Source organism: Nitrospira moscoviensis, assembly GCF_001273775.1.
In the GTDB taxonomy this organism is placed as follows: Bacteria; Nitrospirota; Nitrospiria; order Nitrospirales; family Nitrospiraceae; genus Nitrospira_D; species Nitrospira_D moscoviensis.
The window spans coordinates 674341-695091 of the sequence record NZ_CP011801.1 but is presented as its reverse complement, the minus strand read 5'-3'; the positions used below and the strand labels follow the sequence as shown (position 1 = coordinate 695091).

The 20751-nt window shown below is 63.3% G+C and carries 16 protein-coding genes; 3 read left to right on the top strand and 13 right to left on the bottom strand.

The features are described from left to right. Nucleotides 1-49: 49 nt before the first annotated feature. The 10 genes from dxs to ispH form a co-directional block, all read right to left on the bottom strand. A complete protein-coding gene (dxs, locus tag NITMOv2_RS03360) occupies nucleotides 50-1996 on the bottom strand; it encodes a 1-deoxy-D-xylulose-5-phosphate synthase (RefSeq protein WP_053378547.1) in 1947 nt (648 codons plus the stop codon). A 187-nt stretch (nucleotides 1997-2183) separates the two neighbouring features. Beyond that, on the bottom strand, nucleotides 2184-3386 hold the full coding sequence (locus NITMOv2_RS03355) for a BamA/TamA family outer membrane protein (protein WP_053378546.1): 1203 nt from the start codon (nucleotides 3384-3386) through the stop codon (nucleotides 2184-2186). A gap of 21 nt (nucleotides 3387-3407) precedes the next feature. Beyond that, nucleotides 3408-4064 (bottom strand): MlaC/ttg2D family ABC transporter substrate-binding protein, encoded by a 657-nt coding sequence (locus tag NITMOv2_RS03350; RefSeq protein WP_238590449.1) that lies wholly within the window; start codon nucleotides 4062-4064, stop codon nucleotides 3408-3410. Between the two features lie 17 nt (nucleotides 4065-4081). Beyond that, nucleotides 4082-4525 (bottom strand): outer membrane lipid asymmetry maintenance protein MlaD, encoded by a 444-nt coding sequence (gene mlaD, locus NITMOv2_RS03345; RefSeq protein WP_053378545.1) that lies wholly within the window; start codon nucleotides 4523-4525, stop codon nucleotides 4082-4084. A 10-nt stretch (nucleotides 4526-4535) separates the two neighbouring features. Beyond that, entirely contained in the window at nucleotides 4536-5294 is a 759-nt protein-coding gene (locus NITMOv2_RS03340) for an ABC transporter ATP-binding protein (RefSeq protein ID WP_053378544.1), read from the bottom strand. A 2-nt stretch (nucleotides 5295-5296) separates the two neighbouring features. Then, entirely contained in the window at nucleotides 5297-6067 is a 771-nt protein-coding gene (locus tag NITMOv2_RS03335) for an MlaE family ABC transporter permease (protein ID WP_083447711.1), read from the bottom strand. Continuing rightward, nucleotides 6064-6855 carry a 5'-methylthioadenosine/S-adenosylhomocysteine nucleosidase family protein gene (locus NITMOv2_RS03330; RefSeq protein WP_053378543.1) on the bottom strand — a complete coding sequence of 264 codons (792 nt, stop codon included), beginning with the start codon at nucleotides 6853-6855 and terminating at the stop codon, nucleotides 6064-6066. The genes NITMOv2_RS03335 and NITMOv2_RS03330 overlap by 4 nt, the downstream gene beginning before the upstream one ends. Nucleotides 6856-6899: 44 nt before the next feature. After that, complete coding sequence (gene shc / locus NITMOv2_RS03325; protein WP_053378542.1) at nucleotides 6900-9077, bottom strand: squalene--hopene cyclase; 2178 nt, start codon at nucleotides 9075-9077, stop codon at nucleotides 6900-6902. 235 nt (nucleotides 9078-9312) lie between these two features. Continuing rightward, on the bottom strand, nucleotides 9313-12999 hold the full coding sequence (smc, locus tag NITMOv2_RS03320) for a chromosome segregation protein SMC (protein WP_053378541.1): 3687 nt from the start codon (nucleotides 12997-12999) through the stop codon (nucleotides 9313-9315). A gap of 142 nt (nucleotides 13000-13141) precedes the next feature. Then, the gene (gene ispH, locus NITMOv2_RS03315; protein ID WP_083447710.1) at nucleotides 13142-14083 is read right to left on the bottom strand and encodes a 4-hydroxy-3-methylbut-2-enyl diphosphate reductase; all 942 of its coding nucleotides are present in this window, start codon (nucleotides 14081-14083) and stop codon (nucleotides 13142-13144) included. A gap of 174 nt (nucleotides 14084-14257) precedes the next feature. Between ispH and NITMOv2_RS03310 the strand changes: the two genes are divergently transcribed. Next, on the top strand, nucleotides 14258-14968 hold the full coding sequence (locus NITMOv2_RS03310) for a response regulator transcription factor (protein ID WP_053378539.1): 711 nt from the start codon (nucleotides 14258-14260) through the stop codon (nucleotides 14966-14968). Nucleotides 14969-15050: 82 nt separating this feature from the next. Beyond that, nucleotides 15051-16907: a two-component system histidine kinase PnpS gene (gene pnpS, locus NITMOv2_RS03305; RefSeq protein WP_053378538.1), complete on the top strand. Its 1857-nt coding sequence runs from the start codon at nucleotides 15051-15053 to the stop codon at nucleotides 16905-16907. On the opposite strand, the gene NITMOv2_RS03300 is transcribed toward pnpS, so the two are convergent. From NITMOv2_RS03300 to NITMOv2_RS03290, 3 genes are all read right to left on the bottom strand, one after another. Then, a complete protein-coding gene (locus NITMOv2_RS03300; protein WP_053378537.1) occupies nucleotides 16880-17872 on the bottom strand; it encodes an inorganic phosphate transporter in 993 nt (330 codons plus the stop codon). The genes pnpS and NITMOv2_RS03300 overlap by 28 nt on opposite strands. 119 nt (nucleotides 17873-17991) lie before the next feature. Further along, a complete protein-coding gene (locus tag NITMOv2_RS03295; protein ID WP_053378536.1) occupies nucleotides 17992-18609 on the bottom strand; it encodes a DUF47 domain-containing protein in 618 nt (205 codons plus the stop codon). Between the two features lie 76 nt (nucleotides 18610-18685). Next, nucleotides 18686-19678 (bottom strand): 3-oxoacyl-ACP synthase III family protein, encoded by a 993-nt coding sequence (locus NITMOv2_RS03290; protein ID WP_053378535.1) that lies wholly within the window; start codon nucleotides 19676-19678, stop codon nucleotides 18686-18688. Nucleotides 19679-19818: 140 nt separating this feature from the next. Here NITMOv2_RS03290 and NITMOv2_RS03285 point away from each other — a divergent pair, with 140 nt between their 5' ends. Further along, nucleotides 19819-20721 (top strand): outer membrane protein assembly factor BamD, encoded by a 903-nt coding sequence (locus NITMOv2_RS03285; protein WP_053378534.1) that lies wholly within the window; start codon nucleotides 19819-19821, stop codon nucleotides 20719-20721. Nucleotides 20722-20751 lie beyond the last annotated feature (30 nt).

Here is a 20751-nt window from a genome sequence, read left to right as displayed (position 1 = left end):
ACATCTTTCTTCCGAACAACACTTCCCGTTTAACGATTCACGTCTTCAATCAGCTTCCCTGCTCGTCGCCATGGGGAAGATGGTGCACGAGCCGGCCGTCGTTGAAGCGGTCTGCCTGCACGGGCGCCTTGCCCAGCAGTTCTTTGACGCTCTGATAGATGCCTTCGGCCGTCAGGCCGTACCGTTCACGCAGCAAGTCTTGCGGCCCCTGTTCAATGTACCAGTCCGGCAAGCCCAAGACCTTCGTCGTGGCGCCGGTGACGCCGGCATCGGACAGGGCCTCCAGGACCGCGGACCCGAAGCCGCCCATCTTGCACCCTTCTTCCACGGTCACGACGTAACGCACCCGCCTGGCGAGACCGACGATCAGTTCCTGGTCCAGCGGCTTCGCGAAGCGGGCGTTGACCACGGCGGTCGAAACCCCCTCCTGGCTCAGCCGCTCGGCGGCCTGCACGGCCTGCCACACGGACACGCCGATCGCGATGATCGCCACGTCCGTCCCGTCCTTCACCAGCTCGCCCTTGCCGATCGGCAACGCCGTGGGAACCGGATCCATCTTGACGCCGAGGCTGACGCCCCGCGGATAGCGCACCGAGATCGGCCCTTCGTGCTGCAAGGCGGTCTTCATCATGTGCTGGAGCTCGTTTTCATCCTTCGGCGCCATGACCGTCATATTGGGGACATGCCGCAGGTAGGCGTAATCGAACGCTCCGTGGTGCGTCGTGCCGTCCTCCGCGACGAGTCCGCCGCGGTCGATGGCAAAGACGACCGGCAGGTTTTGTGTGGCGACATCGTGCACCACCTGATCGTAGGCCCGCTGGAGGAACGTGGCATACATGGCGACCACCGGCTTGAGGCCCTGTGTGGCCAGACCGGCGGCAAACGTGACGGCATGCTGTTCGGCGATCCCGACGTCGTACAACCGATCCGGGAATTCCTTTTCGAACGCCGTGAGCCCGGTCCCCTCGCACATCGCCGCCGTAATCGCCACCACGCGCTTGTCCTCCCGGGCGAGTTTGACCAGGGTGTCCATGGCGAACTGGGTGTACGACGGCCGGGCGGCCTTCTTGGCCGGTGCGCCGGTCTCTCGTACGAAGGGAGGGCACGCATGGAACCAGACCGGATTCTTCATCGCCGGCTCGTAGCCCAGCCCCTTCTTCGTGATCACGTGCAGCAGGACCGGTCCCTTCATCTTCAACACATTTTCGAGCGTCGGCAGCAGATGCTCGAAGTTGTGCCCGTCGATGGGGCCGCTGTACTGGAAGCCCAATTCTTCGAACAACAATCCGGGCAGGATGGCCCCCTTGGCCAGCTCTTCCGCCCGGCGCGCGAGCTTCTGCATGTCCGGCCCGATATGGGGGATCTTCCGCAGCAACTGTCCGGTTTCTTCCCGCACCTTGCCGTAGAACTCACCGGTTATGGTCCGGCTCAAATAGGCGGAAATGGCGCCCACGTTCTTGGAAATCGACATCTGGTTGTCGTTGAGGATCACGAGGAAATCTTTGCCGAGTCCGCCTGCATGGTGCAGCCCCTCGAGCGTCATCCCGGCCGTCATGGCTCCATCTCCGACGACACAGACCACTTTATGCCTCTGGCCCAACTGTTCCCGCGCTTCCACCATGCCGAACGCCGCCGATACGCCCGTTCCGGCATGGCCGGCGTTGAACGTGTCATAGACGCTCTCTTCCCGTTTGCAAAATCCGCTCAGCCCGCCGTATTGCCGCAGGGTGTGGAACTGTTCGCGCCGGCCCGTCAGGAGCTTGTGGGTATAGGCTTGATTGCTGGTATCCCAGACGATCTTGTCGGTCGGCGTATCCAATAGGTAGTGGAGCGCGACGGTCAGTTCCACAACGCCGAGATTGGAAGCCAAGTGCCCCCCGACGCTGGACACAGCCCCCAGGATCTCTTCCCTGATTTCCTGACAGAGAGGGGGAAACTGGCTGGGGGACAGCCGCTTCAGATCGGCCGGACTGTGGATACGCTTCAGGATCGACATAGGATGCTCTCCTTCGTTAAACCCGCTACTCATTCGGCTTGTACGTTATGGTGCGACTCACAGATAGGGACCGGTTGAGCAGTAGCCGAGTCTCACATACAACCCCCATGGTGTCAAGCGCTTAGGAGAATCGCCGGCTTTCCGCATGGGAACGAAAGCCCTAAAACGCGGCTGTGACGGCTCCCGTTTAATAGGGGAAATTCAGCCCGGCGAAGACCGCCCCCCCCTCACGGCTGAACCCATAATCGATCCGTCCCACCACATTGGGCCGGACGATCCCCCGAAAGCCGATGCCGGGAGTCATGCGGTAGTCCTTGAAACTCACGTCCCTATAGTCACTGAACACTTGCCCCGTGTCCAGGAACGGGGCGACCTCAAAATCCGCGGTGACTCCGGCAATCCTTGTCCTCACCAGGTGGATGCGCTCTTCCACGCTGGCGGCGATCAAATGTTTGTCGATGAACCGGTCGGCCCCGAAGCCCCTCAAATTGTCCTGACCGCCCAACGAGCTTTGCTCAAAAAACGGGACTTGGCTGCCGATGGTCGCCTGCAATTCGGCCCGCACCACCAGGATGGCCCGTTTCGATTCGCTGGGAAAGAGCTTTTTGACCTCGAGCCCATACCGTGAATAGACCGGATGGTCGCCGTTGCGGACGTTCTGATTGAGTTCGGCGTAGGCGCCGACCGCCATACCGTCGGTCGGCGTGATGAGACTGTTCCGGGTATCGTAAAAAAAACTGGCCCGGTGGCCGATGATGACGGTGGTCCCTCCGACGCCGGGCACGTCGGAAAACACCTCCCCGGTGAACGGCAGATCGGTGGCGCCGCGCTGTAACCGGACGTCGCGGAATCGTTGGGATACGGCGACCAGCGTGACTTCGTTGGCGTAGACCCCGAACCGCCAGTTGGCGCGGATCTCCCGGGCGGTGTAGTTGGTCTCGTCGCCTTCTTCGGTGCCCTGGCCGATCCCCCAAAACCGCGCGGTGGCGTTTTTGAAGAACGTCCCGCCGAAGTTCAGGAAATACCGGCCGTTGCTGAAGGCGGGGTCCGTATAGTTGAACAGCAGCTTGCGCTCGATTTGCTCCGTCAGCGAGGCGATGAACTGCATCTGCCGGCCGCCCGGATCGTACCGAAACAGATTGAACGTGCCGCGCGTCCCGACGATCGAGTTGTGCACCACCATCGGGGCCATCAGATACTTCAGCTCGCCGTCGGGGTCGGTGATGAGGATGGGGACGATCAGGCCGGCGTCGCTGCCGTCGTTTCTCGTCGTCGAGACGGAGGGAATCGGAAACGCCTGGACCTCGGCGCGGGCGGGCTCAGTCCAGACCATCGCCGGTCCCGCGAGCAGGCACAGAAGACAACCGGCGAGGCCGCGCAGGATGGTCATAGCCAGTCGACAAAGCACCCCTTACGGCGAGGGCGCTTTCAGCTTATCGGATTTCTTGCGCAGCTGATCGACGAGATCGGAATAGGACGAGGCCCGGAGAATTTTCGTAAACTGCCCGCGGTAGTTGTTCACGAGGCTGACGCCGTCCACCACGACGTCGTACACCCGCCAATCTTCCGCCTTGTTGATCAACCGGTAGTCGAGCGGAATCTCGGTTTTCCCCGACAGGACCTTCGTCCGGACTTCGGCGTACTCTTTTTCGGTTCGTTCGTTCAGGTACTGCACGCCTTCGCCGGAGTATGTCTCGATCTTGTCGGCATAGGAGTTGGTGAGCAACGTGCGGAACAGCGAGACGAACTCCTGCCTCTCCTGTTCGGAGAGCTGGTTCCAGGGCGCCCCCAGCGCGCGCCGGGACATCTCCTGATAGTCGAAGCGGGCGCCGACCACTTTTTCAAGCTGCTGCCGCCGCTCATCCGCCTTCGCCGGCTGCTTCAAATCTTTCTCGCGAATGATGTGCAACACTTCATCGATAGTCGCCTTCATCGCCTCCGTCGGCGCGCCGGCATAGGCCGGAACGACGACCAAGCCGAGCCACAGCATGACCGCGGTGGCGTTCAGACAGAGACGCGCGGTGAATGATGCGTTCCGATACATCCCGAGTCGGGCAACGTGTGTCACGATCATGCTCCTACCTCTCAGTTGACTTTACCGTGGACGTACTGACTGACCAATTCTTCGAGATCCAATCCCGATTCCGTATCCCGGATCATGTCGCCGGGCTTCAACGGATCCCCGCCTCCGCCGGGGGACAAGGCCAGGAATTTCTCTCCGATGATGCCGCGAGTCTTGATCGAGGCGATCGTGTCGGTGTAGAGCCTCGTGCCGTTATCGACCGCCAGCCGCACCATGGCCCGATCGTCCTTGAGCGTGATGGATTTCACCCGTCCCACCTCGACCCCGGCGATCTCCACCGTGGCCCCCGGTTTGAGCCCGGAAGCGGTGTTGAACTGGGCGTCCACCTCGTACAGGTTGCCGCCGATCACTTCCAGTTTGCCCAACTTGATCGAGAGGTATCCCAGACAGACCACCCCGACCAGCACGAAGACGCCGACGGCCAATTCCAACTTGGTTTTCTCCATACCTGCTCCTCTACCGGTTCGGCGGCGCGGCGGGGAGCGCCATCGTCCCGCCCACCGAAATGAATTCCGTGATCTCGGGGTCGGCCGTGCGTTGGAACTCGGCGGGGGGCGCCATCGCGGCGATCTTCCCCTGTTTCAACATCGCCACGTAATCCGAAATGCCGAAGATCTCCGGAATTTCGTGGCTGACCATCACGGCCGTAAAACCGAACGTCCGCTGCGTGCTGGTGATCAGGTCATGGATGGACTTTGCCATCAGCGGATCGAGCCCCGTCGTCGGCTCGTCGAATAAGATGATCTCCGGTTGCATCACGAGCGCGCGCGCGAGCCCCGCCCGCTTGCGCATGCCGCCGCTCAGCTCGGCGGGAAACTTATGGCCCATCCCCCCCAATCCCACCTGAGCCAGCTTTTCGTCCACCCGCTTCGTGACCTCGGCGCCCTTCATGCGGAGCCTCTCCCGCAAGGGAAAGGCGACGTTCTCGAACACCGTCATGGAATCGAACAGGGCCGCGCCCTGGAACAGCATCGCGAACCGCTTGCGCACTTCGTTGAGCGCATGCCCGCGCAGCCGCGAAATTTCGACGCCGTCGACCCACACCTGTCCTTCATCCGGCTGCAGCAGGCCGATCATGTGTTTGAGCAGCACGCTTTTGCCTTCTCCGCTCCGGCCGATGATCGTGGTGAGCTTCCCCGGAGGAATGGTCAGATCGATGCCCTGCAGCACCGGCTGTCCGCCCAACCGTTTTTTCACGCCGACCAGCTTGAGCATCGTTACAACAGGACCGACGTCAAAAAATAATCCCACACCAGGATCAGCACCGATGAGAGCACCACTGCTTCCGTCGTCGCCGTCCCCAGGCCTTCCGCGCTCATGCGCGTGTAGAAGCCTTTGTAGCAGCACACCCAGCTCACGATCAGACCGAAACTGACCGACTTGAGAATGCCGCCGTAGACGTCCTTCCACTCGACCGCCGATTCGATGGAGGTCCAATAGGAGCCGGCGCTCACGCCCAGCAGATCGACTCCGACGAGGTAGCCGCCGTAGATGCCGACCACGTCGAAGATCGCCACCAACAGCGGCACGCCGATCAAGCCGGCGACGAGCTTGGGCGCGATGAGGTACTGGAGCGGATTGACGGCCATCGTATCGAGCGCGTCGATCTGCTCCGTGATGCGCATGATGCCGATCTCCGCCGTCATCGCCGAGCCGGCCCGCGCCGTCACCATCAGCGCCGCCAGCACCGGCCCCAGCTCGCGGATCATGCTCAGCGCGACCGCCGAGCCCAGCAGCGCTTCCGATCCGAACTTGCGCAGCGTGTAGTAGCCCTGCAGCCCCAGCACCATGCCGGTGAAGCCCGCCGTCAGCACCACGACGAACGTGGATTTATAACCGATGAAATGCACCTGCTTCATGATTTGCGCGAACCGGAGCGGCGGCCGGATGAGCCACGCGAACGCTGAAAGGACGAAGATCAGCATGCGGCCCATCTCGCCGACATACTTGAGGACAAAGGCGCCGATGCGCTCGATCAAATGGATCACGCCAGCTCCGTGGTTCGGTGAGGCCGGTGATGGACGGCCATGGCCGTCATGTAGCCGCGGAAAAACTCGGTCAGGCGATCCGCCGCCAGCCGGCTCTGGCGGCGCAGGCGGCCGAGCCCGCGCAGGCGCCACGGGGCAGCCAGCACCGTCCCTGCGCCGGCGAGCCAGCCGGCGGCCGTGAGAAAGAGATTGAAGTCCAGCGGCAGGTCTTCGTCGAGCAGGTCCGAGACCGTGCGCGCGATGACGAACGGTACCTGTGCGCGCTGTGACTCGCGCGCCAAGGCGGCGCTTTCCATGTCCAGTCCCATCGCTCCCGTCACGCGGGCATACTCCCGTTTGTCCGCCGCCCGTCCGACGATCCGATCCACCGAAAGAAACGGCCCGATACGCGCTCCGGCTATCCGCCCGCAGGCGAAGGCCAGGAACGAGTCCCGCTCGGGCCCCGGCACGCCGAGCGGTTCGGGACCGGCGTCCCCGTTTGCCGGCATCGAAAGGACTTCGTGTCCCACCAAAAGCCCACCGATTTCCGCCGGCACCAGCGCACAGGCAAAGCCGGTGGAGACGGCCAGGTGGAACCGTTGTTGGTGGAACAACCAGCCGGACGCTTGAGCGGCCTGCTCATGCCCCACCCCCGTCCGCACCAGCCAATACTCCCGCTCGCCGGCCGACCCCACCACAACCCGCCGGCCGCCCACCGTCCGTGTCGCGGCGTCCGGCAAGGCGGCGCGGACGGCCGAGACTTCCCAAACCGTGGCGGCGAACAACGCGATGCGTGCGCATGAGGACATGTCTGAGACGTCGGCAGGAACCACTCGGGAAGACGTGACGGCGGTCAACGGTCAAACCGGTACGATCCAGCTCCCTGCACGTGCTGGCGCACTTCGTCGGCCCGCATTTTCCCCCGGGAGCGGAGATTGCGGTACATCGCCAAGGCCCAGAGCGGAAAGTACTGACAATACCAATGATAACGGAGATAGAAGACGCGCGGGAATCCGGTGCCGGTATGGCGGACTTCTTCCCAGGACCCGTCCTTCAACTGGTGACGCAGGAGATACTGCACCCCGCGCGCCACGCAGAACGAATCGGTGACACCGGCCGACATCAGCGCCATCAGTGCCCAGGCCGTCTGGGAGGGAGCGCTCTCCCCCTTCCCGCTGTACGCCTCGTCTGCATAGGACAGGCAGGATTCACCCCAACCGCCGTCGGGGTTTTGCTTGGACTCCAGCCACGTGACGGCCCGGCGGATGTACGGCGCCGACAGATCCTCTCCGATGGCGCGCAAGCCGGCGAGCACCGACCAGGTGCCGTAAATATAATTGACCCCCCATCGCCCGTACCAGCTCCCGTCCGCCTCCTGCTCCCTCTTCAAGAAGGCCAGCGCCGGCTTCACCGCCGGATGAGACTTGTCGTAGCCCAGCGCGGCCAGCATTTCGAGGCAGCGTCCGGTCAGGTCGGAGGTGCTCGGATCGAGCAGGGCCTTGTGGTCGGCAAAGGGAATGTAGTTGAAGACGATGCGGTTGTTGTCCTTGTCGTAAGCGCCCCAGCCGCCGTCGGAGCCCTGCATGGCGACCACCCATTGCATGCCGCGCTGGAGTGCTTCGCGGTGCAGAGCCGGCTCGGGCATGCGCAGCTTGGAGAGGGCCATCAGCACGACGGCGGAATCGTCGACGTCGGGATAAAATTCGTTCTCGAACTGGAAGTACCAGCCGCCCGGCTCCGCGTTCGGCGACGAGATCTTCCAATCCCCGACGGTCTTGGTCTGGCGGGACATCAGATAGGATCCGGCTTTCAGCAGGGCCGGATGATCCGCCGGCATGCCTCCTTCGACGAGGGCGTTGATGAGCAGGGCCGTGTCCCAAATCGGCGAGAAGCAGGGCTGCAGATGCAGCGTCGGCACGCGCTGCCCGTCCACGGACGCCGAATCGTACACTTCGAGCTCCTCGATCTCGCGCAGCGCCTTTACGATGAGCGGATCGTCCATGTCGTAGCCCAAACAGCGCAGGGCCACGATGGAGTTCGCCATCGCGGGATAGATGGCGCCCAGGCCGCCGGCGCCCTTCAACCGTTCCAGCATCCAGGTCGCCGCTTTGTGCAACGCCTTTTCCCGTAGAATGGTGAGCGGCATGCGGTCGTAGATCTTCAACAGCGCGTCGAGCGCGACGAAGAAGTTGTGCGCGGTAAACCAGTTCTGATCTTTGTTGAACGGCGGGAACCGCCAATAGCGAATCTCCTGCCGCGGGATCGGATAGAGCTCTTCGATACCCTGCTCCCGTGGAATGCGGCAGACCGGCTGGTGCGCAAAGACGATCAGCAACGGAATCAGGACCGCGCGGGACCAGTAAGAGATGGCGTAGATGCTGAAATAAAATTTTTTCGGCAGCAGCATCAGTTCGACCGGCATATGGGGAATGCCTTCCCAGTCGTACTGATCGAAGAGCGCCAAGGCGATCTTGGTAAAGACGTTGGCCTGCACCACCCCGCCCATGGCGAGAATACGGTCTTTCGCGCGGACCATGCACGGCTCGTCGGCCGAGACGCCGCTCAGCTTCAGCGCGAAATAGGCTTTCACCGACGCGCTGATTTCCGCCGGCCCGCCGTAATAAATCGGCCAGCCGCCGTCGGGCAGCTGCATGGCCTTCAGATACTGCACCGCTTTTCTCTCGCGCTCGGGGTCGACGCAATCCAGGAAGCGGCGGAGCATCAGATATTCCGACGTCAGCGTCGTATCCGCTTCCAATTCGGCCACCCAATGCCCCTCCGGATGCTGCCTGGCGAGGAACCAGGACTGGCTCCGCCGGATGGCGTCGTCGATCGCGTCCGGTTGGCTCACGGCATGCGTCGGAGGACGTCGGGTCGTGGCGGCGTCAAGCGGTGGCAGCATGGTCGGTTTGTCGGAGACGAGCCGGAGCGGCGGCGTCGGTGAAAAGTCCGGCGCAGGGCTCAATTTGGCCGCGCCGTTGGAAAGCAGGCTGTCGGACAGGCGGCTGAACAACGCCTTGATCAGTTTCATGCGATCCTAAGCTGCGAATGAGATGGACGAATTGACTGGCGTGCCACGAAGACCCGCAGGAGCCGGATACATCATCGCACGGTCGGAGAGCTGCCCATCGGACGGCTTATAACAGAGCCTCCCAGGTGAGTCAAGCAAAGGCACCGAGAAGCCCTCTGAAGTATTCAGGATTTTCACGTCCCACGATGCCGGATCTCGAGGGGCCGTTAAGTAGAGACCCTTCCGTCCGGATGCGTCACGCCGGCTGCAGGTCGCCCAGCCGGACGGAGACGAGCTTGGACACGCCTGGCTCTTCCATCGTCACGCCGAACAGCGAATCGGCGATGGCCATCGTGCGCTTATTGTGGGTGATGACCAGGAACTGCGCGGTCTGCGCCAGGTCCCGCAGCACGCCGGTGAAGCGGCCGATGTTTTCTTCGTCCAGCGGAGCGTCGATTTCGTCGAGGAGACAGAAGGGCGTGGGCCGGATAAGGAAGCTGGCGAACAAGAGCGCCATCGCCGTAAGGGTTTTTTCGCCGCCGGACAGCATGGTGATGCTTTTGAGCCGCTTCCCGGGCGGCTGCGCCACGATCTCGATCCCGGGTTCCTGGCTGCCCGCGCTCTCCCCCTCGACAGGCGGCTCCTCGACGAGCTGCAGCTCCGCCCGCCCGCCGGGAAAGAACTGGCCGAAGACTTCCGTGAACTTCTGCTGCAATTCATCGAACGTGGCCGCGAACATCTCCTTCGTCGTCCGGTTGATACGCTGGATGATTTCCTTCAGCGACGCGATGGAGTTGGACAGATCCTGCTCCTGGGCCGAGAGGAACTTGTGGCGCTCGTCCAGTTCCTGATGCTCGCTGATGGCGGCCAGATTGATGGGCCCCATGCGGTCCAGCCGGTCCCGCAGCTTCTGCAATTGCTCTTTCAATTCGGCATCCGACCGCCGATCGGCCTGCTCCGCCTGATCCTCCGGCGCGGCCTGCTGCTCGAACGAGAGCTGCGGCGCGTCTCCGTTCGCATGCAGCAAGGCGGAGGGATCGAGCTGGTAAGTGCCGGACAGCGTGCCTTCCACGGTGCCGAGTTGCGTGCGGAGTTCGGCACGGCGGACTTCCACCGCCATGCGGGCGTCCCGAATCGCGGAGATGGCCCGGCGTAATTCCTCCAACGCGGCTTCCACGGTCTGGGCGGCCGCCATTTCCTGCGCCTGCTGCTCCTGCGCCGCGACGAGTTCGGCTTTGATGCGCCCCGCTTCCACACCGAGTTCCTGGCAGAGCGTCTCCTGCCGCGCCTGCTCGGCACGGCTCTGTTCGATAGAGTGGCCCAATCCCGCCAGATGCTCGCGCAGCGAGTGGCGGCGCTGGTCCATGTCGTGCGCCTCCTGTGTGATCCGGGCGCGATTGGCCTGTTCGTGCTCGCGTTTGGCGCGCAGCCCTTCCGCGCTCAGCCGGGCTTCGGTGACACGCTCCTGGAGCGCCCGGACCTCTTGATCGATGCGACCAAGCCGTTCCCTCACGCGGCCCAGCGCCGCCTCCTGCCCGTTCTTCTCGGCGATCCATTGGGCGAGCTGACCCTGGAGCGACTGTGATTCCTCTCCCAGCCGCCGGCTTTCATCGAGCCCTGTCTGAATGTCCGCGCCGATACCGCCCAGCCGCGAGTCGAGATCCGCAAACAGCTGCTGCAACTTCTCTTCGTCCTTGCGGAGCGAGAGGTTCTGCATTTCGGCGGCGCGCAACGACTCGGCCAATTCACGTCCTTGCTGCGCCAGGCTTTGCACCTGGTCTTGCAACATATCGCGCCGCCGCTTCTCGTCCTCCAACGTCGCGGTGAGCGCCTGCCGCTTGGCTTCCAAATCCAGCACTTCCCGGCGCCGTTCGAGCAATCCCTGCGCGCCCTGGATTTGCCCGCCGGTCAGCACACCGGAGGGATCCAGCACCTCGCCGGCCAGCGTGACGAGAACGGGGCCGTCCGGCGCGGTCCAGGATTGCCGCTCCCACAGCCGCATGGCATCAGCCAACGATTCGACGATCACCACCCGATCGAACAGACAATCCCGCGCCGCGACGCGGGCGGCATCGGTCTGGATCAAATCCACCGCCCGGCCGATCACTCCCCCCTGATCGGCGAGCGCCGCCCACCAGTCGGCCGAACGCCCGCTGCCCCAGCGGGGATGCTGGGGGATGAAGGTGCCCCGGCCGAGCGATTGTTGCTCCAGCAATCCGACGGCACGATGGGCGACCGCCGGATCGTCCACGAACCATCCGCGCACCCGCTCGCCAAGCACTGCTTCCACTGCACGGTCCATCCCCGGCGGGATGATGAGCCATTCCGCCACCGCATCGCGCACGCCCTCGCAGGACTTGAGCGCGGTGCCTTCATCCGCCCCCTCACGGCCATAGCCCATTTCTTCCCGCACGACCCCTTGCAGCGCTCCCAAGCGGGAATCGACAGCGGCCAATTCTTCCGATCGCCGCAGAATCAGCTGGTCAAGCGACTGCAGGTCCGCGGCGGCACGGGCCGCATCGTCGTGAACCGAGCGGGTTTGCGCTTGGAGGCTGCCGACCAGCCGATCGGCCGCTCCGTATTCCTCCCGCAACGCCTCATGCCGGGCCACAGCACCGGTCCGTTGCGACTCCAGCTCCCGTTGCTCGGCGGACAAGCGGTCGCCCCGCTGAGTGATCTCGGCGATTTTGGACGCCAGCTGCGCGATGCCTTGCTCGGTATTGGCCACGAGCACGGCGAGCTGCAGAATGTCTTGCCGGCCGCGCTCTTCTTCCGCGACGGCCGATGCCCGCTGATGCCGCACCCGCTCCATCTCCCGATCCAATTCCCCGAGGACCCGTTCGCGCGCCTCCATCTCCTCTTCCAGCGAACCGAGCGTGGCTTCGATCGCCGTCAGGCCGGCGGCCAACTCGTCCTGCGCACGCACCAATTCGTCGAGCTCGGACGACTCTTGCATTTGCTGCTGCTCGAACAGCTGGCTCCGGTTCCGCTCGACCTCCGCGGCGGTCAGCGCGTGAGCCTGCTGCTGCTCGACCGCAGCCAGCGCATCGCGGATCTTGCCGATCGCCTCGCCCATGGCGATGGCTTTCAGCCGAACCTGCTCGAGGTCGGTCGCGAGACGCGCTTGATCGGCGGCCTTGCCGGCTTCCTGCTGATCCAAGGTGAGCGCCTCAGTCTCCACTTCCGCCAGGGCCCGGCGCAAGGCCCGGAACTCCCTCGTGAGCAGCTCGACCTCGACGCCGCGCGCCTCTTGCTGCAGCGTCTGGTACGTGCGGGCCTGGCGCGCCTGGCGTTCCAGCGAATTGAGCTGCTTCTTCACCTCGGCGATGATGTCGCGCACTCGCAGCAGATTTTGTTGGGTCGCATCGAGCTTGCGAAGCGCTTCGGCCTTCTGTTTCTTGTAGCGGATGATGCCGGCGGTTTCTTCGATCAGTTCCCGGCGGTCCTGCGGCGAGGCGTTGAGGATCTGGTCGATCTGGCCCTGCGCGATCACCGTGTGTCCTTTGCTCCCGGCGCGGGTGTCCAGCAGCAGACTTCGGATGTCTTTGAGCCGGCAGGCGGTCTTGTTGATGAGATATTCGCTGTCGCCGTTTCGATAGAGCCGGCGGGTGATCATCAATTCCTGAAATTCCGTGAGCTGACTCGGCAAACCCGCCCCGCCTTCCAGTTTCATGGACGCCTGATCCAGCCCCCCGATCACCAACGAGACCTCCGCCATCCCGAGCGGCTTGCGAAGCTCGGTGCCGTTGAAAATGACGTCTTCCATCTTTTCGCTGCGGAGGGTCTTCGTGCTCTGTTCGCCCAGTACCCAGAGGATGGCATCGACCACGTTGCTCTTCCCGCTGCCGTTGGGACCGACGATCGCGGTCACGCCTTGCGGGAACTCGATCTTGGCCTCGGCAAACGACTTGAAGCCCAACATGTCCAAGGATTTCAGGTACATCAGTTCACCTTCTTTGCGCGGCTATGCCTATGGAAGGACGTCTAAAAACGCTGGGCGGGTTTGTAGCACAGCGAAAAACAGAAATCAAAAGAAAATACAGGATGTGGGGGACAGCTTGACTAATCCCTACTAGATGTAGGGATTACCGGACAGCCGGCTCGATTTGGACGAGCTCTTTCGGCAGGAGGAATTCCACGTCCTCTTCAATGACCGTCAGCTCTTCGACGTCCGAGGGCTCGGCGGCCTTCAGGGAGGCCACCACTTCGGTGACGAGGACTTCAGGAGCCGAGGCGCCGGCTGCGATACCGACCGCCCTGGCGCCTTTCAGCCAGGCCGGATTGATATCGTTGGCCGAGTCGATCAGGTAGGAGGGAATGCCGCACTGCTCTCCCAACTCACGGAGGCGGTTGGAATTGGAGCTGTTCGGCGAGCCGATGACGAGGATCACATCCACCAGGCGCGACAACTCCTTCACGGCGTTCTGGCGGTTTTGCGTCGCGTAGCAGATGTCTTCCTGATGGGGGCCTTTGATGTTGGGGAACCGCTGATGCAGCGCCCCCACGATATCGCGGCATTCGTCGACGCTGAGCGTAGTCTGCGTCACGTAGGAGAGATTCAGCGTATTGTCCACATGCAGCTTCTCGACATCCTCCACGGAGGAGACGAGGTGGAACTTGTCGGGAATCTGGCCCAACGTGCCAATCACCTCCGGGTGGCCGGCATGGCCGATCAAGATCAACTCGTACCCCTGGGTATAGTCCCGGTTCACTTCATTATGGACCTTGATGACCAGCGGGCACGTGGCATCGATCACGTGCAACCGTCGCTGCCGGGCTTCCTCCCAGACCGACTTGGCCACTCCGTGGGCGCTGAAGATCACCACTGATCCTTCGGGCACTTCGCTGAGCTCCTCCACGAAGACTGCGCCTTTTTGGCGGAGGGAATTCACCACATGGCGGCTATGGACGATTTCATGGCGCACATAAATCGGCGCGCCGTACTTCTTTAACGAGAGGTCCACGATATCGATCGCCCGGTCCACACCGGCGCAAAACCCCCGAGGATTGGCGAGATAGATCTTCATAGTCGTCATGGCTCCTTCACGCAGCCCTCGGGTCACGCGCCCGAGTGCCGTCGTGGTTCACCTTACGTGAGAGCGGCGGGCCCCGTCAATAGAATTGGCCTCTTGACGGCGATTCGATGAGCCGTAGCGTCCGCTTGACAGGCTGTCCCCTGCTCCGTACGCTGTGCGCCATCCATGTCGGCTTCCAGCCCCAAAAAAATCCTCATCGTCGAAGACGAGAAGGACATCCTGCAACTCGTCAAACTGTACTTGGAGAAAGAGGGCTTCCGAACCGTCACGGCGATGACCGGCGCGGAGGGGCTGGCGCAGGTCAAAGGAGAGAGGCCGGATCTGGTCGTGCTGGATTTGATGTTGCCCGAGCTGGACGGCCTCGAAGTCTGCAAGCGCCTCCGTTCCCACCCCGACACCGCCATGCTGCCGATCATCATGTTGACGGCCAAAGCCGAGGAATCGGACACGATCATCGGCCTGGAACTCGGCGCGGACGACTATGTCACCAAGCCGTTCAGCCCCAAGGCCCTGGTGGCCCGGGTCAAAGCCCTCCTCCGGCGGGTGGAGCGGACCCCCGCCGCCGACACGACGCGGTACCACTACGGTCCCCTGACGATGAATCTGGCCCGCCACGAGGTTCGGCTCGGCAAGGAGGAGATGGTGCTGACGGCGAAGGAATTCGGCCTGCTCGAGCATCTGCTCAAACATCAAGGGCGGGTGCTCACCCGCGAAGTCCTTCTGAACGCCGTCTGGGGATACGACTATTACGGAACGACCCGCACGGTCGACGTCCATATCCGCCGGCTCAAGCAAAAGCTCCCGCTACTGGAGGACGCCATCGTGTCGGTCAAATCGCTGGGATACAAATTAAAAGATGTGATGAGTGATCAGTGATGAGTGATGGGATGCTGACCGGAGACGGATGGCGACCGACTTTTCACCTCATCACTCATCACCCATTACCCATCACTGATCCATGACCCTCTCCATCCGCTGGAAAGTCACCCTCGCCACACTCGTCGCGGTGGCCTGCGGCCTGGTCTTGGCCGGCATCCTCGCCATTCAATCGCTCCAGCAGCAGGAGATCGCTCAGCTCAGTGAGGTGCTCGACGCAAGAACCAAGTTGGTCGACTTCGGGCTCCGGCCGCTGTTCGAGGCCTCGTCGCCGCCGGAACGATCGACGCTCCAAGCGGTCGCGCGCGAGCTCGCCGAACGGGCGTCCGCGCGCGTGACCGTCGTAGCGGCCGACGGGACCGTTCTGGCCGACAGCGCGGTGCGGGAGGCCGATCTCCCCGCCGTGGAAAACCATCTCTCGCGGCCGGAAATCCAGCAGGCGGCGGCGACGGGACAAGGGCAGGATATCAGGGCGAGCCAGACCACCGGCGAACGGACCATGTATCGCGCGGTCGCGATGAGCAGGCCGGCCGGGGCGCCGCCGGTCTTTGTACGCGCCGGTCTTCCGATGACCCTGTTGGACCGGGAAGTCGCCAAGCTGCAGCAAAACCTCATCCTCGCATTGGGTGCCGCGTTCGGCGTGGCGGTCTCATTGAGCGTGTGGCTCGCACGCAGCTTGACGCGTCCGCTTTCGAACATCGCGCGGGCGGCGCAACAGCTCGCCGCCGGCGAGCGGACCATCCGCATCGCCACCGACGCGCACGACGAGGTCGGCCTCCTCGCCGCCACCTTGAACGACATGGCGGACCAGCTCCATGCGAAGATCGCGGAACTGTCCGAAGACCGGGCACAGCTGCTCGCCATGTTGACGTCCATGGTGGAGGGCGTGATGGTCCTGGACTATCGCGGCCACGTGCTGCAGGTGAATCCGGCGCTCGAACGGATGTTTGGCGTCACCCGGGCGGAGGCGCGGGGGCGTTCCTGCGCCGAGGTGTTTCCACACGAGCGATTGAACGAGCTGGTGTCGGCGATTCTGGCGACACGCACCAATCGCGAAGATGAAATCCTGCTGCCCCCCAGCGGCCGCTGCCTGCACATCGAAGCCTCGGTGGCCGGCGGCGAGCGCGAAAACGAGGCCTTCGCCGTGCTGGTGTTCCACGACATCACGGAATTGCGCCGCCTGGAAAAAATCCGCAAAGACTTCGTCGCGAACGTGTCGCACGAGCTGCGCACCCCGCTCACATCGATCAAAGGCTACGTCGAAGCCCTCCTGGACGGCGCGAAGGACGACCCCGAGGCGCTCAACAAGTTCCTGGACATCATTCTCAAGCAAAGCGACCGGCTGAACCTCATTCTCGAAGACTTGCTGGAGCTGTCAAAAATCGAGTCCGGCCGGGTGTCGTTCAAGCAAGATCCCCTCGACATTCGCAGCGTGGTCGAGCGCACGTTGTCCATGATCAAGCCCATCGCCGACAAGAAGGGGCATCGGCTGGTGACCGAGTTGGACGACCGGCTGCCGCCGATCGCCGGCGACGAAGACCGGCTGGTCCAAGTGCTGACGAACCTGCTGGATAATGCCGTGAAGTACACGCCCGAGCGGGGGATGATCACGGTCGCGGCGCGCCTGGTGCCTGAGCCGGCGCGGGCCTTACCGGAGCATCGGGCCTTGGAGCTGAGCGTCAGCGATACCGGGATCGGCATTCCCGAGCAGGACCGGCCGCGGGTGTTCGAACGCTTCTATCGCGTGGACAAAGCCCGCTCGCGCGAGCTGGGCGGGACGGGACTGGGGCTCGCGATCGTCAAGCACATCGTGGAGGGACACGGAGGGCAGGTATGGGTGGAAGGCCGGCAGCCGCAAGGCAGCCGCTTTGTGGTGCGGCTGCCGCTTCGACATCCATCACGCCTCGCCGCTCAACTCACCGAGACCAACACCGCGTAAACCCCCGCTCCCAGCAAGCCGGCTCCCGGAAAGGTAAAAATCCAGGCGGACAGAATTTTCGTCGTCACGCCCCAGCGCACCGCCGACAGCCGCTGCGTCGCTCCGACGCCCAGGATGGACGACGTGATCGTGTGCGTCGTGCTCACCGGCAGGCCGAAATGCGCCGTGAACAATAAGACGCTCGCCGCCCCCGTCTCCGCCGCAAACCCGTGCACCGGCTCCAGTTTCACGATGCGCATGCCCAGCGTGCGCATGATCCGCCACCCGCCGACGACCGTGCCCAGGCCCATCGCCAGCGCGCAGGCCACAATGACCCATGTGGGCACCTCGGCGGTGGACAGCTGTCCGGATGCCACGAGCGCCAGCGTAATGATGCCCATGGCCTTTTGCGCGTCGTTGGCCCCGTGACTGAAGGCCATGAAACTCGCGGAGACCAATTGGAGGCGGCTGAAGATCTTGGTCGCGATGCCCCGCGGCACCCGGAAGAACACCCAACTCACGCCCAGCATGATGAGAAAGCCGACGCCGAAGCCGAACAGCGGCGACAGAATCATGGCCTCCAGAATCGCGCGCAACCCCTTGAACTGCACGACCGACCAGCCCCCGTGCGCGACGGCCGCGCCGACCAAGCCGCCGATCAAAGCATGCGAGGAGCTGGTGGGGAGCCCCAGGATCAGGGTGAAGAGATTCCACAAGATGGCGCCGGCCAGCGCGGAGGCGACCACGTGATTGGTAATGGCGTCGGGGAAGACGATCCCCCCGCCGATCATCTTGGCCACGGCGGTGGAGAAAAAGGCTCCCGCCACGTTGAGCGCGCCCGCCAGGACGACCGCGGCCAGCGGGCTCAGCACGCGCGTCGAAACCACCGTCGCCACCGCGTTCGCGCAATCGTGCCACCCGTTGGAGAAATCGAACAGGAGCGCCAGCACGACCGTGAGGAGAAGGAGTCCGGCGAGGTCAGGCATGGGATAGTGTGATGCGTGACGCGTGATGCGTGATGAGTGATGAAGCGGAATTCGGAAGCGTGTCGGACATGCACTCGGTTCCTCTCATCACTGTTCACCCATCACGCATCACTGCGGGTTCAGTGGTGTTTCAGGACGATGCGCTCCAGAATATTGGCGACGTCCTCGCAGCGGTCGGTGCCCGCCTCGAATGTTTCGTAGATCTCTTTCCACTTGATCACCGCGATGGGGTCGGTTTCTTTTTCAAAGAGCCCCGAGATCGCGTCGCGCGACACGCGGTCCGCCTCGTTCTCCAGGCTGTTCACCTCGACGCTGCATTCGTTGATCTGGGCGTGCGAGAGATTGACGCGATCGACGCCGCGGCCGACGGCGACCGACGCGCGATAGAGAATATCGGCCAGCCGGATGGCCGAATCGGTCGGCCTGGTGATTTTGTAGATCACGAACCGGTCGGCGACGGCCTCGACCGCGTCCAGAATGTCGTCGAGCGCGCTCGCCAGATCGTGAATGTCTTCGCGGTCGATCGGCGTGATGAAAGTCTGATTCAACCGGGTCGCGATGTCGTGCGTGATGCCGTCTCCGACATGCTCGACCTCCTTGATCCGTTTCGCCTTGTCCGCCGGATCGCGGAAGTCTTCCATCATGTCCTTCAACAGGCGGCTGCCTTCGATCATGTTGTGAGCCGCCTTTTTGAACAGCTCGAAGAACGCTTCCTCTTTCGGGATCAAGCCGAACATCACGCTCGAAACTCCTTGGCCGGGACCCGCCGCTCTTGTCGCATGCCGGTGTTACAGCCGGATTACAGACTCGCCCCTACCACCGCACCAACCCGGCCGCCCAGGTCAGGCCTCCCCCGAAGCTGCCCAGCAGCACCAGGTCGCCGGCCGCCGCCTTGCCTCCGCGCACCGCTGCATCCAGCGCGATGGGGAGCGAGGCCGACGAGGTATTGCCATACCGATCGATCACGGACGCGAGCCGGTCAGGCGGCACGCCGAGGCGTTCGGCGACTTGAGCCAAGATACGGCCGTTGGCCTGATGCAGGACCACCTGCGCAAGCTCTTCGAGGCGCACGCCGAACTCCTTCAGCGTGTCGTGCACAGCCTGCTCAATCCGTCGGATCGCGACCCGGAACAAGGGAGCGCCCTGCATGCGGAGCGCATGGGCGCCGGCGGCGAGGGTCTCTTGGCTGGCCGGCCGCCGGGAGCCTCCGGCGGAGACTCGGATGAGTTCATGTTGCGACCCGTCCGCGTACAATCGAATCCCCAGAATGCCGGACGCCCGTGGAGAGTCGGCCTTCTCGCCACGAAGCACGACCGCTCCCGCTCCATCGCCGAATAACATGGCGGTCGCGCCATCGGTCGGATCCATAGACCGGGACTTGACTTCCGCCGCCGCCACCAGACAGGTGGCGGCCTGTCCGCTGCGGATCATCGCGTCCGCCATCGAAAGCGCATATAGAAACCCCGAGCAAGAAGCGGCCACGTCGAAGGCCCCCACCCCGCGACACCCCAACCTCCGCTGCACATGACAGGCCGTCGAGGGGAAGGCCATATCGGGCGACGTGGTGGAGAGCACGATGGCGTCGATCGCGGATGCGCCGCACTCGGCCGCTTGCAGCGCCCGTAGTCCGGCGGCCGCCGCCATATCGGAGGGAGCTTCATCGGGGGCGGCCCGGCGCCGTTCATGGATGCCCGTCAGCCGGTGGATTCGATCCGGGGCAAGCCCCAGAGGGCGGGCGACCTCCTCATTAGAGATCACCCGCTCTGGCAAATAGCTGCCGGTTCCCAGGATTCTGCTTCGTATCATGGTTCGGCGCCGATCCGAGCTTACGACCGTTCTTAACATGCAAAAAGATGCGCGGCGATTATAGGGAGCACCGACAGGCGGGTCAACCGAAGTCTTCCCCACGTTGCTTTTGGGCGGGAATCTTGCTATCACTCGTAGGCATGCGCCTGCTCAAGACCTGCTTGTACCTGGCCGCCACCCTAGTTGTGTCCGTCGCCTGCTCCAGCACGCCTAAAGAACAGGCCACCGCTAAAAAGGCCGTCGGCGGAACGGACGAACAGATCTTCCTGGGCGATACGATCGAAAAGAATTACGACCCCAACGTCATCATGAAGCGGGGCGAAGCCTTCTTCGAGAAGGAGGAATACGCCGAAGCCCTGGTGGAGTACAACCACTTCCTGGATCTGCACCGCACCCATATCCTGGCCCCCTATGCGGCCTACCGAATCGGGGAAACCCATTTCAAGATGGCCAAAAGCATCGATCGCGATCCGGATCCCATGAACAAGGCCATCGCCGCCTTGGAACGGATGCGGCGGGATTTTCCCGGGAGCCGATACGAGACTCAGGCGCAGCAAAAGATTCAGGAATGTCACGACTGGCTCGCGCAGGCCCATCTCTTCGTCGGCCAATTCTATTATCGCCGCGGGTCGTATTTGGCCGCCGCCCACCGGTTCGAGCAGATCATGAAGAGCTACCCCGACAAGCCGGTGGCGCCCGACGCGCTCTATTACCTGGCGATGAGCTACCATGAGCTCGGAGCGGACGACTGGGCGCGGGACAATTTGCTCCTCTTGGCGGAAAAATATCCCGGCAGCAAAGCTCAAAAGGACAGCACGAGCCTGTTGGCAAAACTCGGCGGTGCCCAGAAGGGCGTGCTGGTGGCGAAAAAATCGGATGCGTCCGTCGCCTTTTCCGACATCGGCCCGACCGCCGGCGCCGGGAACGGTCCCTCACTAGCAGACTTGCCTGTGGTCTCCGCTCCTTCGGGGACTCTCCGTCTGCCTTCCGCGAACGCCCTTGGCCAAGCGTTTACTCCTTGCCGCATCGGCGCGTGGTGCTGAGTTCCCCTCGTAAGAGGGCGCCGAATGGCG